The 15,236-nt window shown below is 63.9% G+C and carries 13 protein-coding genes; 6 read left to right on the top strand and 7 right to left on the bottom strand.

Going from position 1 to position 15,236, the window contains the following annotated elements; translation table 11 throughout:
* The first annotated feature begins 50 nt into the window (after positions 1–50).
* Genes galU through FVF75_RS15640 form a run of 5 tightly spaced genes read left to right on the top strand, consistent with a single transcriptional unit; the run spans position 51 to position 6,393 of the window.
* Complete coding sequence (galU, locus tag FVF75_RS15660) at positions 51–944, top strand: UTP--glucose-1-phosphate uridylyltransferase GalU (protein WP_148379709.1); 894 nt, start codon at positions 51–53, stop codon at positions 942–944.
* Between the two features lie 10 nt (positions 945–954).
* The gene (locus FVF75_RS15655; RefSeq protein WP_148379707.1) at positions 955–2,205 is read left to right on the top strand and encodes a glycosyltransferase family 4 protein; all 1,251 of its coding nucleotides are present in this window, start codon (positions 955–957) and stop codon (positions 2,203–2,205) included.
* A gap of 39 nt (positions 2,206–2,244) precedes the next feature.
* A complete protein-coding gene (locus FVF75_RS15650) occupies positions 2,245–3,255 on the top strand; it encodes a glycosyltransferase family 2 protein (protein ID WP_148379705.1) in 1,011 nt (336 codons plus the stop codon).
* Positions 3,252–4,949, top strand: coding sequence for a DUF5927 domain-containing protein (locus FVF75_RS15645; protein WP_148379703.1), 1,698 nt, complete (start codon positions 3,252–3,254; stop codon positions 4,947–4,949). The genes FVF75_RS15650 and FVF75_RS15645 overlap by 4 nt, the downstream gene beginning before the upstream one ends.
* Positions 4,950–4,959: 10 nt before the next feature.
* Positions 4,960–6,393 carry a sulfotransferase family 2 domain-containing protein gene (locus tag FVF75_RS15640; protein ID WP_148379701.1) on the top strand — a complete coding sequence of 478 codons (1,434 nt, stop codon included), beginning with the start codon at positions 4,960–4,962 and terminating at the stop codon, positions 6,391–6,393.
* 5 nt (positions 6,394–6,398) lie between these two features.
* Here the strand turns inward: FVF75_RS15640 and FVF75_RS15635 are convergent, their stop codons facing one another.
* From FVF75_RS15635 to FVF75_RS15625, 3 genes are all read right to left on the bottom strand, one after another.
* Positions 6,399–6,863, bottom strand: a complete 465-nt coding sequence (locus FVF75_RS15635; RefSeq protein ID WP_148379699.1) for a PTS sugar transporter subunit IIA — start codon at positions 6,861–6,863, stop codon at positions 6,399–6,401.
* A 43-nt stretch (positions 6,864–6,906) separates the two neighbouring features.
* Positions 6,907–7,482, bottom strand: a complete 576-nt coding sequence (gene hpf / locus FVF75_RS15630; RefSeq protein WP_148379697.1) for a ribosome hibernation-promoting factor, HPF/YfiA family — start codon at positions 7,480–7,482, stop codon at positions 6,907–6,909.
* A 235-nt stretch (positions 7,483–7,717) separates the two neighbouring features.
* The gene (locus FVF75_RS15625) at positions 7,718–8,329 is read right to left on the bottom strand and encodes a ribonuclease D (RefSeq protein ID WP_148379695.1); all 612 of its coding nucleotides are present in this window, start codon (positions 8,327–8,329) and stop codon (positions 7,718–7,720) included.
* A 159-nt stretch (positions 8,330–8,488) separates the two neighbouring features.
* On the opposite strand from FVF75_RS15625, the gene FVF75_RS15620 reads away from it, so the two are divergent.
* Entirely contained in the window at positions 8,489–9,580 is a 1,092-nt protein-coding gene (locus tag FVF75_RS15620) for a YeeE/YedE family protein (RefSeq protein ID WP_187393098.1), read from the top strand.
* A 17-nt stretch (positions 9,581–9,597) separates the two neighbouring features.
* On the opposite strand, the gene FVF75_RS15615 is transcribed toward FVF75_RS15620, so the two are convergent.
* Genes FVF75_RS15615 through FVF75_RS15600 form a run of 4 tightly spaced genes read right to left on the bottom strand, consistent with a single transcriptional unit; the run spans position 9,598 to position 15,223 of the window.
* Positions 9,598–10,722: an Mrp/NBP35 family ATP-binding protein gene (locus FVF75_RS15615; RefSeq protein WP_148379690.1), complete on the bottom strand. Its 1,125-nt coding sequence runs from the start codon at positions 10,720–10,722 to the stop codon at positions 9,598–9,600.
* 30 nt (positions 10,723–10,752) lie between these two features.
* Positions 10,753–11,628, bottom strand: a complete 876-nt coding sequence (locus FVF75_RS15610; protein ID WP_148379688.1) for a dimethyl sulfoxide reductase anchor subunit family protein — start codon at positions 11,626–11,628, stop codon at positions 10,753–10,755.
* Entirely contained in the window at positions 11,628–12,398 is a 771-nt protein-coding gene (locus tag FVF75_RS15605) for a 4Fe-4S dicluster domain-containing protein (RefSeq protein WP_148379686.1), read from the bottom strand. The genes FVF75_RS15610 and FVF75_RS15605 overlap by 1 nt, the downstream gene beginning before the upstream one ends.
* Complete coding sequence (locus FVF75_RS15600; RefSeq protein ID WP_425463237.1) at positions 12,398–15,223, bottom strand: molybdopterin oxidoreductase family protein; 2,826 nt, start codon at positions 15,221–15,223, stop codon at positions 12,398–12,400. Before FVF75_RS15600 ends, FVF75_RS15605 begins: the two co-directional genes overlap by 1 nt.
* Between the last annotated feature and the right edge of the window lie 13 nt (positions 15,224–15,236).

The raw sequence follows: 15,236 nt of genomic DNA, 5'->3' as shown, positions 1-15,236 counted from the left end.
GACACTCGCCGGGGTAGAAGTTGAGACGCGTTGGGAGGGATTGAAGTGACATGAAGCGAAGAGTGACCAAGGCGATCTTTCCCGTGGCCGGGCTGGGCACCCGGTTCCTGCCGGCCACCAAGTCCATTCCCAAGGAAATCATGACACTGGTCGACCGGCCGCTCATCCAGTACGCGATCGACGAGGCACGCGCGGCGGGAATCAGGGAATTCATCTTTGTCACCTCACGCGGCAAGGGCGCGCTGGAGGATTACTTCGATATCAACCCGGTTCTGGAAACCAGCCTGAAACGTTCCGGCAAGGACGAGCTTCTGTCGGTGCTCAAGCAGACCAACATGGAATCCGGTGCCATCGCCTATATCCGCCAGCACAAGGCGCTGGGCCTCGGCCATGCGGTCTGGTGCGCGCGCCGGCTGATCGGCAACGAACCCTTCGCGGTGATCCTGCCCGACGACGTGATCGCGGCGGAAACGCCCTGTCTGCAACAGATGGTGGAAGCCTACCAGGAAACCGGCGGCAGCATGGTCGCCGCGATGGAGGTGCCGCCGGAGAAAGCATCGTCCTACGGCGTGCTCGATATCGACGAGGACATGGGCGCACAGGTGCGGGTGAAGGGCATGGTCGAAAAACCGGCCGAGGGCACGGCACCCTCGAACCTTGCCGTCATCGGCCGCTATATCCTGTCGCCGAAGGTGCTGGGCAACCTGAACCGGATCAAGAGCGGGGCGGGTGGCGAGATTCAGTTGACCGATGCCATCGCCGAGGAAATCACCGCCGGTCGTGACGTCTACGGCTATCGCTTCCGTGGTCAGCGGTTCGATTGCGGCTCCAAGGCCGGTTTTTTGCAGGCGACCGTGGCATTCGGGCTGGCGCGCGACGACCTTCGAGGTGAGCTGTTGGCCTACCTCGGAGAGCTGATGTCGGTGCCGAACGCGGCGCAATAGGCGCCGGACGATGACCCAACCAACCCCGATCGACGGGCCGCCGGCGGCGCGGTTGCTGGACCTGACGCGGCTCGTTTCTCGGGTTGCGCGGGGCTGGTCCGGGGTCGACCGTGTCGAGGCCGCTTATCTCCGACACCTCCTGACGCTGCCCGATCCGCTCTTCAGCCTGATCACCACCGGACGCGGCACCTTTCTGCTGGATCAGGACGGCACGCAGGCCCTTGCGGATCGGCTGTTCGGTCGGGTCGACTGGGGCAAGCCCGATCTGGCCTCCTATCTGTTTCGCAAACAACCGCGCGTGAAGCGGGCCGCATTTTCCGACCTTGCCCGCCTGGCGATCGCACACACAAGGCGCAATCGCCCGCCCCTGCACCTGGCGCGGCACCTGCCAGCGGGCACAGCCTGGATCAATGTCGGGCATTCCAACCTCTTGTCGGGCGGCTTCGAGATGATGGGCATGGTCCCCGGCGGCCGTTCAAGCGTGCTGATTCACGACACCATCCCACTGGATTACCCGGAGTATTCCAGCCCGGGATCGGCGGATTTCACCGACCGCCTTGCCATCGTCGCGCGCCGGGCCGATCTGGTGATCTACAACTCGCGCCAGACGCAGATCGTGGCTGAACGCTGGATGGCGGGCCTGGGCCGGGTTCCGCCGGGGATCGCCGCATTGCTCGGGGTCGAGGTCACGGAGCCGAACTCGCGCGAACTGCCCGAGGGCATCGACCTGTCGAAACCGTGTTTCGTGGCGCTCGGCACGATCGAGCCGCGCAAGAACCACCGGCTGCTGTTCGATATCTGGGAGGATTTCGCCCGCACCCTGCCACCCGAGCAAATCCCCGACCTGCATGTCGTGGGGCGCCGTGGCTGGATGAACGGGGACGTCTTCGCCTGGCTCGACACCTCGCCGCTGGTCGGGCGGCATGTGCATGAATGGAACGGCCTGTCCGATGGTGCCGTCTCGGCGCTGGTCCAGGGCGCGCGCGGGCTTCTGATGCCGAGTTTTGCCGAAGGTTTCGGGCTGCCCCCCGCCGAGGCCCATGCGCTGGGAACCCCGGTGATCGCGAATCCTCTGCCGGTCTACCGCGAAATCCTTGGAAACAATCCCGTTTACGCCGATGTGGGCGATATGTATTCTTGGCGGAACAAGATACTTGAATTATCACAGACGGAAAAACCGCGGCAGACGGTGGCGATGGGGAACGCTGGCAGGGTCCCGACCTGGCAAGAGCATTTCAATCTTGTTTTAAAGGTAACGTGATAGCTGCAAGGCTGCCTCTGCGGATCGGAAGGGCAAGGGTTGGGCATTGCACGTTCATATCGGCTGCGCTGGGAGCGGAAGCGCTGGCGCGTGCGGGCGCTGCGCAAACGCCGTCAACTCTCAGCCGTTGTTGATAGAACGGAAACAATCCGGGGCGATGACATCCTGGTCCTGTCGACCCTTCGCAACGAACGGGTGCGGCTGCCCTATTTCCTGCGCTACTACCGCGACCTTGGCGTCAGTCATTTTCTGATCGTTGACAACGACTCCGACGATGGTTCGCGCGAATACCTCGCCGAACAGCCGGACGTATCGCTCTGGACGACGCAGGGCAGCTACAAGCGGGCCCGGTTCGGGGTCGACTGGCTGAACTGGCTGGCGCGCAGATACGGCCACGGCCATTGGTGCCTGACGGTCGATCCCGACGAATTCCTGATCTATCCGTTCAGCGACACCCGCTCGCTCAGAGCGCTGACCGACTGGCTCGACGCCTCGTCGATCCGGTCGTTCGGGGCGATGTTGCTCGACATGTATCCCAAAGGCACGATCGACGCGCAGCCCTATCAGGAGGGCCAGAATCCTTTCGAAATCGCGGCGTGGTTCGACTCCGGCAACTACATGATCTCGCGCAACCACAAGTTCGGCAACCTGTGGATCCAGGGCGGGCCGCGGGCGCGAGCGTTCTTTGCCGACCGGCCCGAGCGGGCGCCGGCGCTCAACAAGGTTCCGCTGGTCAAGTGGCACCGCGCCTATACCTATGTCAGTTCCACCCACAGCCTGCTGCCGCGCGGGCTGAACCTGGTCTATGACGAATGGGGCGGCGAGAAGGCCTCGGGCGTCCTGCTGCATGCCAAGTTCCTCGACACATTCGCCGCCAAGGCCGCCGAAGAGCTCGACCGCAAGCAGCACTATGCCGCCAGCCACGAATACAAGGCCTACCACCAGCACCTGAAGGACAACCCCGACCTGTGGTGCAAGTGGAGCGAACGCTACATCAACTGGCGCCAGCTCGAGATCCTCGGGATAATGTCCAAGGGCAACTGGGCATGACTGTCGGCATCGCCATGCTGGTCCACACGTCGCTGGCCCGTGCGGAACAGGTGGCGCGGCATTGGGCGAAAAACGGCTGTCCTGTGGTGATCCATGTCGACCGGAAAGTCGGGCGCAGCGCCCATGCCCGGTTCGTCGCCAGCCTGTCGGACCTCGATAACGTGAAGTTCTGCGCCCGGCATAGCTGCGAGTGGGGCACATGGTCCCTGGTCAAGGCATCGCAGGACGCCGCCGAGATGCTGCTGGCCAGCTTCCCAGATGTGCGCCACGTCTTTCTTGCCTCGGGCTCATGTCTGCCGCTCAGGCCGGTGCGCGAGATGGTCGACTATCTCGCCGAACGCCCGATGACCAATTTCATCGAAAGCGTCACCACCGAAGACGTGCCCTGGACGGTCGGCGGCCTCGATGCGGAACGATTCACGCTGCGTTTCCCGTTCTCGTGGAAACGCCAGCGCCGCCTGTTCGACGGCTACGTCAACCTGCAACGCCGTCTGGGGTTCGAGCGCACGATCCCCGACGGCCTCGTGCCGCACCTGGGCAGCCAGTGGTGGTGCCTGACCCGCCAGACCCTGACCGCGACCCTCGAAGACCCGGATCGCCCGAAATACGACCGCTATTTCTCGCGCGTCTGGATTCCGGACGAGAGCTATTATCAGACCCTCGTAAGGCTCTATTCCACCAATATCGAAAGCCGCTCGCTGACGCTGGCCAAGTTCGATTTCCAGGGCAAGCCGCATATCTTCTACGACGACCACATGCAGCTTCTGCGCCGGTCCGACTGCTTTGTCGCGCGCAAGATCTGGCCCAATGCCAACAAGCTCTATGACGGGTTTCTGTCCGACGACGCCTCGATCTTCACCGGGGCCGAGCCGAACCCGGGCAAGATCGACCGCATCTTCTCCAAGGCGGTGGAACGGCGGACCAAGGGGCGGCCGGGGCTTTACATGCAAAGCCGGTTTCCCAACGACGGCTGGGAAAACGGGCTGACCTCGGCGCAATACTCGGTGTTCGAGGGGTTTACCGAGTTGTTCGAGGATTTCGAGGACTGGCTGGCCCGGGCGGTCGGCGCGCGGGTGCATGGCCACCTCTTTGCCCCCGAGCGGGTCGAGTTCGCTGGGCGGCAGAAGGTGTTTGCCGGCGCGCTGACCGACAGCGCGGTGCTGCGCGACTACAACCCGCGCGCGTTTCTCACCAACCTGATCTGGAACACCCGGGGCGAGCGGCAGTGCTTCCAGTTCGGACCGCGCGACAACCAGGCGATCAACTGGGATATCGCCAAGGACGTGAACGCGCAGATCTCGGTGATTTCCGGCGCCTGGGCGATCCCGCTGTTCTTTTCCAACGCCAATTTCTCGGACATCCGCAAGGAAGCGGCCCGACTGCAAAAGATCGAGGTCGAGCATCTGGATGTGCTGCGGTCGTTTCACGCCAAGGCGCGGGTGCGGATCTGGACGATGGCGGATTTCGTCGAGAACCCGATGGAGCCGCTGCAGACCATCATCGACGAGATCGGGATCAGATCGTCGCACCGCCTGACCGAGGCGCCGCGCATGGTGTCGCTGGACGGCTTCGGCCAATTCCTGCAAAACCTCAAGAACCAGGGGATGCAGCCGCACCTGATGGGCGATTTCCCCGTCGGCGCACAGCCGCCCCGCAATCAAAAGAAACCGGGCAAGCCCTATCTGGTGAAGTGAAGGCAGGACCATGAGCCGCAAGTTCGACTATTTCGTGATCTTCGCCGAAATGCGGACGGGGTCGAATTTCCTTGAATCGAACCTCGACCTGTTTCCCGGGCTGAAAACCTATGGCGAGGCGTTCAATCCCTATTTCATGGTGCAGCCCAAGATGAAGGAGCTGTTCGGCGTCAGCGTCAAGGCCCGCAACCGCAATCCGATCCGGCTGATCGAACAGATGAAGGAGCATTCCTCGGGGATGCCCGGCTTTCGCTTTTTCCACGACCACGATCCGCGGGTGTTCGAGCACGTGATCGACGACCCGCGCTGCGCCAAGGTGGTGCTGACCCGGAACCACGTCGATGCCTACGTGTCGCGCAAGATCGCCTGGGAAACCGACCAGTGGCAACTTTCCGACGTCAAGGACGTGGTCAAGGCCAAGGCGCGCTTCGTGCCGGAGGAGTTCGAAAAGCTCTATGACCGGATGAAGGATTTTCAGCTCAAGGTGCAGGGCCGGTTGCAGCGCAGCGGGCAGACGGCGTTCCATCTCGATTACGAGGACATCCGCGATCTGGGCGTGGTCAACGGGCTGGCGCGGTTTCTCGGCGAGACCACCGAGATCACCGAGTTCGCCTCGAAATTCACCAAGCAGAACCCGGAGCCCCTGCGCGACAAGGTCCAGAACTACGACGACCTGGTCAAGACGATCTCGCGCATCGACCCGTTCGACCTTGGCCGCATCCCGAACTTCGAGCCGCGCCGCACCCCGATGGTGCCAAGCTATGTGACCGCGGCGCGCGCCCCGGTTCTGTTCATGCCGGTGCAGGCCGGGCCAACCGACGAGGTGCGGGCCTGGCTGGCGGCGCTCGACGGGGTTTCAGAGGACGACTTGGGCAGCGGCATGACCCAGAAGGATCTGCGCCGCTGGCGCCGGCAACACCCGGCACACCGCAGTTTCACCGTGATCCGCCACCCCGCCGAACGCGCCCATGCCGCCTTTTGCCGGCATTTCCTCAACGGCGGGCCGGACACCTACCACGAATTGCGCAATGCCCTGGCCGAGCACTATTCGGTTCCGCTTCCCGACAGCGTGCCGCCGGGCGACGGCTATGACCGCGATGCGCACCGGGCCGCGTTCCTGGGTTTTCTGGGCTTCGTCGCCAAGAACCTGGGCGGACAGACACCGCTGCGCGTTGACGGAACCTGGGCGACACAGGCGCAGGTGATCCAGGGGTTCGGGCAGGTTCTGCCGCCCGACCATATCCTGCGCGAATCCGATCTGGCGGCGGGGCTGGACTATCTCAGCGAAGAGCTTGGCATCCCGATGCCCGACCTGCCCGCGCCCGCGCCGGACCGGCCGTTCACGCTGGCCGATATTTACGACGACGAGGTCGAACGCGCCGTGCGCGACGCCTATCAGCGTGATTTCGTGATGTTCGGGTTTCGCAACTGGCAGGCGCCCTGAGCGAGTCAGGCCGCGCGGGTCGCTTCCCATTCGGTCAGGATCGAATGCAGCGCCACAGGGTCTTCGTTGGCGCGCAGCTTGGCGCAGACATCCGCGTCGCGCATCGTGCGCGACACCAGCGCCAACGCCTTGAGGTGATCGACCCCGGCGCCATCGGGCGCGAACAGGGCGAACACCAGGTCGACCGGCTGCCGGTCGACCGCGTCGAAATCGAGCGGTTTCTCGATGCGCACGAAGGCCCCGATCACCTTGTCGAGGCCCTTGATGCGCGCATGGGGCAGGGCGATGCCATGCCCCACGCCGGTCGGCCCGAGCGATTCGCGATCCTGCAGAGCGTTGAACGCGGTTGTCGCATCGAGGCCGTAGGTGGACGCGACGATCTCGCCGAGATCCTGAAACAGGCGTTTCTTGCTCGAAACGTTGCCGACCACCTTGACCGCGTCGGGGCGGAGAATCTCCGAAAGTTGCATCGTCTCTACTCGCTCGTTCCGGCTCATGTCCGGCGGGCTTCGTTCAGGCGGTGCTGCCCGGTTCGATCCAGCCAACGTTACCGTCATCCCGACGGTAGACCACGTTGACGCCCTTGGTTTTCTCGTTCCGGAAGACCAGCACGGGCGCGTGCGCAAGTTCCATCTGCATCACTGCCTCTCCGACCGACAAGGTCTGGATCCGGGTTTCCATCTCGGCGATGATCATCGGCTGGAGCGATTCCGGCTCGGCCGATTCCGCCGTTTCCTCTGAGGCGAGGATATACGAGGCGCCGCCCAAAACTTCAACCGGGTCGGCCCGCTCGCGGTAATGGTCCTTCAACCGGCGCTTGTAACGGCGCAGTTGGGTCTCCATCTTTTCGGCGCACTGGTCGAAGGCGGCATAGATCTCGGTCGCCTTGCCGGTGGCCTGTGCCGTCAGCCCGGTCGACAGATGCACGATGGTCTCGCAGTAGAACTCATGTGCGTGCTTGGAAAACACCACATTCGCGTCAATGGGCCGCTCGGCATACTTGTTGACGACGCTGCCAAGCTCATCCTTGACATGGGTGCTCAGCGCTTCGCCGATGTCGATCTGTTTGCCGCTGATCTGGTATTTCATCCTACGTCCTCACTTTTACATGGCCGGTCCCGGCCGCGGCATTCAGGCGCGAACGGTGACCGGTGGAATTCCTGGGGGGGGTTCGGTAACGGGCTTGCCCGGTGCGCCCGGGCCCCACTGGCGCCCCGGATAGACAGGCCGCGGAGCGGCCGGAAATGCGTGTGTTCAAGCATATTCTTACTGTCCATTTGGCGATCTGAGGCGCCCGAAGTCAACTCAATCCGGTGTCGAAGGGTCAATGGGCGAAAATGTCGATTTCCGGCCAGCCGGCCAGATCGAGCCGGGCGCGCGCCGGCAGGAAATCGAAACAGGCCTGCGCGATCTCGGTTCGCCCCTCGCGCGCCAGCCGCAGGTCGAGTTTCTCGCGCAGCCGGTGCAGATAGAGGACATCCGAGGCGGCGTAATCAAGCTGCGCCTCGGTCAGGTTGGCCGCGCCCCAGTCGGTCTGTTGCTGCTGCTTGGAAATATCGACCCGCAGCAACTCTTCCAGCAAATACTTCAGGCCATGCCGGTCGGTGTAGGTGCGCACCAGTTTCGACGCGATCTTGGTGCAATAGACCGGCGCGGTCAGAACGCCGAAGGCCGACAGCAGCGCGGCAATGTCGAAGCGGCCGAAATGAAACAGCTTGAGCACGTCCGGGTCCGCCAGCAACCGCGTCAGATTTGGTGCCTCGGTCTGGCCGCGCTGGATCTGCACGAGGTGGGCATTTCCGTCACCCGACGACAACTGCACGACGCACAGCCGGTCACGGTGCGGGTTAAGCCCCATCGTCTCGCAGTCGACCGCCACGACCCGGCCAAGGTCGAGATCGTCGGGAAGATCACGGATGTGAAGATGGTTCGCCATGACCGCCTCGCTCTGGTTTCGGACCTGATAGTGTGGTTGACGCCGCGGTTCAACGCGCGTTTCAGGCGTGATCGAAAAAATCACGCATGAAAGAAACGTAATGTGATAATCTGACCCAAGCCCGCCGGGACGAGCGGGATGGCGATGACAGGAGGTGAGATGATCGAAATGTGGCGCGAGGCGGCGCTGGAAAATGCCGCCACCTGGGTCGCCTGGGGCGGGCTCGTGATCGGGATCGTTTTCGGGTTCACCGTGCACCGCACGAATTTCTGCACGATGGGGTCGATCTCGGACATCATGTCGTTCGGTGACTGGCGCCGCTTCCGATCCTGGCTGATGGCGGCGGGCGTTGCGATCATCGGCGTCGCGGTGATCGAGCGGACAGGCGTCGTCGATACCGGTTATTCGATCTACACATCCTCGACCCTGCAATGGGGCGGGCACGTCATCGGCGGGCTGCTGTTCGGCATCGGCATGGTCTTTGCCGGCGGTTGCGTGACCAAGAACCTTGCCCGCGCGGGCGGCGGTGATCTGCGGTCCTTCGTGGTGCTGGGCGTGATCGGCGTCGCCGGATACATGACCATCGGCGGGCTGTTCGGCCCGGCCCGGGTGGCCGTGACCGCGCCCATGACCACCGACCTGGCAGGCTTGGGGGCCGAAAGCCAACGGATCGACGGGCTTCTGGCCACGCTCACCGGCCTTGGCGCGAACACCGCCAATATCGTCACCGTCGCGGTGATAGCGGGCGCGATCCTGGTCTGGGTCTTCTGGGACCGGGCGTTTCGCACTTCGGCCAATCACGTGCTGGCCGGGCTGGTGATCGGCCTGTGCGTTCTGGCGGGCTGGGTGCTGACCGGCCTGACCTTCGACGATTTCGCCGACAATCCGCAGGTTCAGTCGCTGAGCTTCGTGCGCCCGGCGGGCGATACCGTGGACTACCTGATGCGCTTCACCGCCTATGATGCGGCAAGCTTTACCGTGGCCACGCTGGTCGGCGCGCTGCTGGGCGCGTTTCTGAGCGCCATCACAAACAAAAGCTTTGCCTTCGCCACCTTCAGCGACAGCTCCGACACACTGCGCAACCTGTTCGGCGCGATCCTGATGGGGATCGGTGGGGTCAGCGCGCTGGGCTGCACCATCGGCCAGTCGGTCACCGGGTTCTCGACGCTGGCGCTGGGCTCGCTGATCACGTTCGTCTTTATCGTGATCGGCGGCGTGATCGGGATGAAAGCGATGGAGGCGCTGGCCTGACCAGCGCCCCCCGCAGTTCAGTCGTCGTCGACAGGGTCACCTTCGCCCAACAGCGTCGCAACCTTGAGCGCGATCTTCTTGTAGCCGTCGGCATGCGGACCGTCGGGTGCCGCCACGATGCAGGGCTTGCCCGCGTCCGAGGTTTCGCGAATAGCCATGTGCAGCGGCACCGCGCCCAGGAACATCACGCCCAGCCGACGCGCATCGGCTTCGGCGCCACCGTGGCCGAAAATGTCGCTGCTCTCGCCGCAATGCGGGCAGATGAAGGTCGACATGTTCTCGATGATGCCAAGGATCGGCACGTCCACATCCTTGAACATCTTCAACCCCTTGCGGGCATCGACCAGCGCCAGATCCTGCGGGGTCGAGACGATCACGGCGCCCGACAGCGGCGTCTGCTGCGCCATCGTCAACTGTGCGTCGCCGGTGCCCGGCGGCATGTCGAGGATCAGGAAATCAAGCTCGCCCCAATCCACCTCGCGGGTCATCTGCATGAGCGCCGACACCACCATCGGCCCGCGCCAGATCACCGGCGCTTCCTCGTCCATGAGAAACCCCATAGACATGACCTTCATGCCGTATTTCTTGATCGGCACGACGCGCTCGTTCCTGATCTCGGGCCGCTCGGTGATGTCGAGCAGGCGCGGGATCGACGGGCCGTAGATGTCGGCGTCGAGCAGCCCGACCTTGAAGCCCATCGCCGCCAGCGTGGCCGCGATGTTGACCGCCGTGGTCGACTTGCCGACGCCACCCTTGCCGGAGGCCACCGCGACGATGTGCTTGATGCCGGGAATCGCTGATTGCGCCGGGCGCATGTCGGGGCCGGGCACGCCGGGGTTGGGCGCCGGGGCCTTGCGCAGTTTCGGCGGCGGCGCCTGGACCTGAACCCCGCCGCCCGATTCGGCGGTCAGCACCACCAGCAGGCTCTCGATTTCCGGCAGGTTCGTGGTCAGCCGCGTTTCGATCTCGGCCTTGAGGCGGGCCAGATCGCCCATGAAATCGCCCGGCACGTTGACCGAGACCACGACCTTGTTGTCATTGACCGCGATATCCTTCTCCGAGACCAGCCCGGCCTCGACGATATTGCCCTTCACGCCCTCGGCCTCGACATGGCCGAGGTGCGCCATGATGCGCGTTTTCATTGCATTCTCCAGTTGTTGTCGCGGCCGCTCTCAGCCGCGCGAATAGTAGAGGCCGACGACATGTTCCGCCTCGGCGAAGAACAGCCAGCGCGAGATGAAGACGCCAACAATATGGCTCGCCAACGCGGTCAGCGAGGTGACATGCCCGACCGGCAGCATCAGCAGCAGAACCACCGGAAACAGCCCGATGGTCAGCGCGGCGATGGTGCGCAGCTTGGTCGCGTGGCGGCGCCCGATGACATGCACCATTTCATCGAGGATGTAGTTGCGCGAGGTATGCGCGCTTTCAAACACCCTGACCTTGCCAAGCCCGCCCAGCCCTGTGGCGCTGCCCTTGTCGGTGCCCGACCCGGTGAACCGCGCGTCACCCAGCACCCAGGCCGCGATCTGCACCAGCGTGAGGATCGCGATCAGAAAGCCCGCGACCCGCTGTTCGCCGGTCATCAGCGCCCCGCCTGACACCGCATAAAGCAGGAACAGCACCGGCGTCAGCGGCATGTTCCAGCGCGGCACCGCCTTGAGTTGGGTGTAGATCATCGAGGTCACGAACACGGTGATCAGCGCCAGGATGCTGCCGACATAACCGAAGATTGCAAGGTCGATGCCCAGGAAGATTCGCCCGATGGCGAAGGGCGCGAAAGTCAGCAGGGTGATCACCGCCATGACGCCTTCGCGCGACAACCACGAGGTGCGCCACTGGCTGAACGAGTAGATCACGTTCTTCTTGTTGGCGAGGTGAAAGACCGAGGCCAGAAGCCCGCCGACCGACAGCGCATAAGCGATGAAGAAAACGGCGAACGAGGACCAGCCATAGACGTCCGGAATGCCCAGGCCCAGCCAGGCAAACAGGCCGAACCCGAGGCCGGACAGCGAGGTGAAGATGATGACGGAAGGGGCCGGATGCATTACTTGTCCTCCGCTTTGCCGTTGCTGCCCGGCAGCGCCTCGAGCGCCCGGTCAAGCCAGCCCAGCCAGCCTTTGGGTTCTTCGCTCACGCTTTCCAGGGGCTTCGGCGGGGCACTGTCGAGCGTGTCCTTGAGGCGCGGCGGCAGATACTTGTTCACCGGCTTGGTGCCTTGTTCGGGCATCAGATCGATGCCGCCGCGTTCGGCGACCAGTTTCGACACGTCGCTGTCGGGGTCGCCCAGATCGCCGAAGTGGCGCGCGTTCGACGGGCAGGTGCGCACACAGGCCGGCACGCGGTCTTCCTCGGGGATGTTCTCGTTATATATGCGGTCGACGCAGAGCGTGCATTTCTTCATGATGCCCGACATGAAATCCAGCTCGCGCGCACCGTAGGGACAGGCCCAGGCACACAGCCCGCAGCCCATGCAGCGGTCTTCGTTGACCAGCACGATCCCGTCTTCCTCGCGCTTGTAGCTGGCCCCGGTCGGGCAGACCGTGACGCAGGGCGCATCCTCGCAATGCAGGCAGGATTTCGGGAAATGCACGGTCTGGGCCGGTTTGTTCGGGGCCTCGACCTCGTAACTGAACACTCGGTTCAGGAAGGTGCCCGAGGGGTCGGCGCCATAGGCGTCGATATCCGACAGCGGCTCGCCGTAGTTTTGGGTGTTCCAGCCCTTGCAGGAGGTCACGCAGCCATGACAGCCGACGCAGGTGTCCAGGTCGATCACCAGGCCGAGTTTCTTCTTGGACTGTGCGGGGAGTTGGGTCATCAGATCTTCCTCGCCACGTTTTTCGGTCCCTTGCCCACCGGCGACTTGATCGGCGGCAGCGAAGGCTGGGATTCGGCGGGTTTCGGGTCGGCCTTCTCGATCTTCACGCGCAGGTCGAACCACGCCGCCTGGCCCGTGACCGGATCGGAGTTGGCCCAGCGCATCCCGTCGCCCTTGGGTGGCTGCAATTCGTGGATCAGGTGGTTGAGCAGGAAGCCCTCGGTCGCCTCCGGCGCGTCCTCGTCCAGCGCCCAGGCGCCCTTGCGCTTGCCGATGGCGTTCCAGGTCCAGACCGTGTGCTCGTTCAGCGCCGCATGCAGCGCCACCGGCACCACGATCGAGCCATGCGCCGAGGTCACGCGCGCATAGTCGCCTTCCTTGAAGCCGCCGCTCTCCCAGATCTTCGTCGGCAGATAGAGGTAGTTCTTGCCGGTGATCTGGCGCAGCCAGGCGTTCTGCGTGCCCCAGGAGTGATACATGTGCATCGGGCGCTGGGTCAGCGCGTGAACCGGAAACTCGTTCACGTCGACATTGGTATCCTCGAACGGCTCATACCAGATCGGCAGCGGGTCCATCGTGCGTTTGATCCGCTCGCGCAGATGGTCGGGCGGCTGGATGTCGCCCTGCCCCTCGGCGGCCAGCTGCATCTTGCGCAGCGGCTCGACATAGAGGTTGAAGACATAGGGCGCGGGGGCGTCGAACAGCCCGATCTCGACCGCCCAATCCTGGTAGGCCTTGTTCCACGGCTTGTAGAACTGCGCCTCTTCGGGAATGTGGCCGATCCAGAATCCGCCGTTCTCGATGTATTTTTCAAGCTGGTTCGGGTTCGGCTCGCCACGCCCCGACTTGTCGCCATCCGTGCCGCGCCAGCCGGCCAGCGGGCCGACGCCGGGGCGGCGTTCGTGGTTCTGGATGTAGTCGGCGTAATCGGCATATTTGGCCGTTCCGTCCTCGTTGACCATCCCCGGCAGGCCGAGTTTCGCGCCAAGCTGGATCAGCGCGGTCTGAAAGCCGCGCACGTCGCGGTCAGGCTCGACCACCGGCCAGCGGATCGAATCCGCCGCCGCCTCGGCCTCGCAGATCGGGCGATCCAAAAGGCTGATGCAGTCATGCCGCTCCAGATAGGTGGTGTCGGGCAGGATCAGGTCGGCATAGGCCACGGTTTCCGAGGAATAGGCATCGGAATAGATGATGTGCGGGATCACGTAGTCGCCGTTCTCGTCCTTGTCGGTCAGCATGCGGATGACCTCGGACGTGTTCATCGTCGAGTTCCAGGCCATGTTGGCCATATACATGAACAGCGTGTCGATCTTGTAGGGATCGCCCGCGTGGGCGTTCGAGATCACCATGTGCATCAGCCCATGCGCCGACAGCGGGTTTTCCCAGGAAAACGCCTTGTCGATCCGCTTGGGCGTGCCGTCCTCGTCCATCAGCAGATGCTCCGGCCCCAGCGGATATCCCAGGTGCGGGCCGTCGAGCGGTTTGCCGGGCTGCGCGCCTGCGTGCGGCTTGGGATGCGCCTCGGGCGGTTTCGGATAGGGCGGCTTGAACCGGAACCCGCCGGGAACCTCGACCGAGCCCAAGAGGATCTGCAGCACATGCAGCGCGCGTGCGGTCTGAAACCCGTTGGAGTGCGCTGAAATGCCGCGCATGGCGTGAAAGCTGATCGGGCGGCCGATCATCTTGTCGTGCTTCTCGCCCTTCCAGTCGGTCCACGGACGGTCGAGCACGATCTCTTCCTCGAACGCCACGCGGGCAAACTCGGCGGCCAGGTTGCGGATGCGCGTGGGCGTCAGGCCACAGCGTTCGGCCACCGCTTCGGGGGCATATTCGTCCGACAGATACCGCTCGGCCATCAGTTGGAACACCGTGCGGTGCGTGATCTTGCCGGTCTTTTTCGACGCGGCGAGGTTGGCCAGCGCGCCGGGTTTGTCGAAGGCCACCGCCTTGCCCGTCGCCTGGTCGATGACCAGCGGCTTGCCGTCCTTGTCGCGCAGAAACAGACCCTGTTGCGGGGATTGCGGGTCTTCGTCGACCAGGAACCCGGCGTTGGTGTAGCGCCGCAGATAGTCGAGATCGACCTTGCCCGACCGGAACAACTCATGGATCAGCGACAGGATGAACAGCCCGTCGGTGCCCGGCGTGATGCCCACCCATTCGTCCGCAACGGCGTTGTAGCCCGAGCGGATCGGGTTCACCCCGACGATCTTGCCGCCGTTCGCCTTGACCTTGCCAATGCCCATCTTGATCGGGTTGCTGTCGTGATCCTCGGCCACGCCGAACAGCACGAACATGCGGGTGCGGTCCCAGTCCGGCTGGCCGAATTCCCAGAACGCGCCGCCCATCGTATAGATGCCGCCCGCCGCCATGTTGACCGAGCAAAAGCCGCCGTGGGCCGCGTAATTCGGCGTGCCGAACGCCTGCGCCCACCACGAGGTAAAGCTCTGCGACTGGTCGCGCCCGGTGAAAAAGGCCAGCCTTTTCGGGTCTTTCTCACGGATCGGCGCCAGCCAGCCCGCGGCGATGTCATAGGCTTCGTCCCAGGAAATCTTCTCGAACTCGCCCGCGCCGCGCGGCCCCACCCGTTTCAGGGGTGCGCGCAGCCGCGAAGGCGCGAGATGCTGCATGAGGCCCGACGAGCCCTTGCCGCACAGCACCCCCTTGTTGACAGGATGGTCGCGGTTGCCTTCAATATAGACAACCTCGCCCCCCTTCATGTGCACGTTGATGCCGCAGCGGCAGGCGCACATGTAACAGGTGGTCTTGCGGATCTCGTCCGAGACCGGCGGCGAGGTGTTGATCTGGATTTTCTCGGGTCGGGTCATGGGCATATATCTC

The sequence above is a fragment of the Maritimibacter fusiformis genome (genome assembly GCF_008086115.1).
GTDB classification, from domain to species: domain Bacteria; phylum Pseudomonadota; class Alphaproteobacteria; order Rhodobacterales; family Rhodobacteraceae; genus Muriiphilus; species Muriiphilus fusiformis.
This window is presented reverse-complemented; position numbering and strand designations above follow the sequence as displayed.

Bases quoted from the DNA above. Each gene is read 5' to 3' on its own strand.
- FVF75_RS15645 (WP_148379703.1), top strand. From the start codon at position 3,252: ATGACTGTCGGCATCGCCATGCTGGTCCACACGTCGCTGGCCCGTGCG.
- FVF75_RS15610 (WP_148379688.1), bottom strand. From the start codon at position 11,628: ATGCATCCGGCCCCTTCCGTCATCATCTTCACCTCGCTGTCCGGCCTC.
- FVF75_RS15655 (WP_148379707.1), top strand. From the start codon at position 955: ATGACCCAACCAACCCCGATCGACGGGCCGCCGGCGGCGCGGTTGCTG.
- FVF75_RS15600 (WP_425463237.1), bottom strand. From the start codon at position 15,223: ATGACCCGACCCGAGAAAATCCAGATCAACACCTCGCCGCCGGTCTCG.
- hpf (WP_148379697.1), bottom strand. From the start codon at position 7,482: ATGAAATACCAGATCAGCGGCAAACAGATCGACATCGGCGAAGCGCTG.
- FVF75_RS15615 (WP_148379690.1), bottom strand. From the start codon at position 10,722: ATGAAAACGCGCATCATGGCGCACCTCGGCCATGTCGAGGCCGAGGGC.
- FVF75_RS15605 (WP_148379686.1), bottom strand. From the start codon at position 12,398: ATGACCCAACTCCCCGCACAGTCCAAGAAGAAACTCGGCCTGGTGATC.
- FVF75_RS15625 (WP_148379695.1), bottom strand. From the start codon at position 8,329: ATGGCGAACCATCTTCACATCCGTGATCTTCCCGACGATCTCGACCTT.
- FVF75_RS15635 (WP_148379699.1), bottom strand. From the start codon at position 6,863: ATGCAACTTTCGGAGATTCTCCGCCCCGACGCGGTCAAGGTGGTCGGC.
- FVF75_RS15640 (WP_148379701.1), top strand. From the start codon at position 4,960: ATGAGCCGCAAGTTCGACTATTTCGTGATCTTCGCCGAAATGCGGACG.
- galU (WP_148379709.1), top strand. From the start codon at position 51: ATGAAGCGAAGAGTGACCAAGGCGATCTTTCCCGTGGCCGGGCTGGGC.
- FVF75_RS15620 (WP_187393098.1), top strand. From the start codon at position 8,489: ATGATCGAAATGTGGCGCGAGGCGGCGCTGGAAAATGCCGCCACCTGG.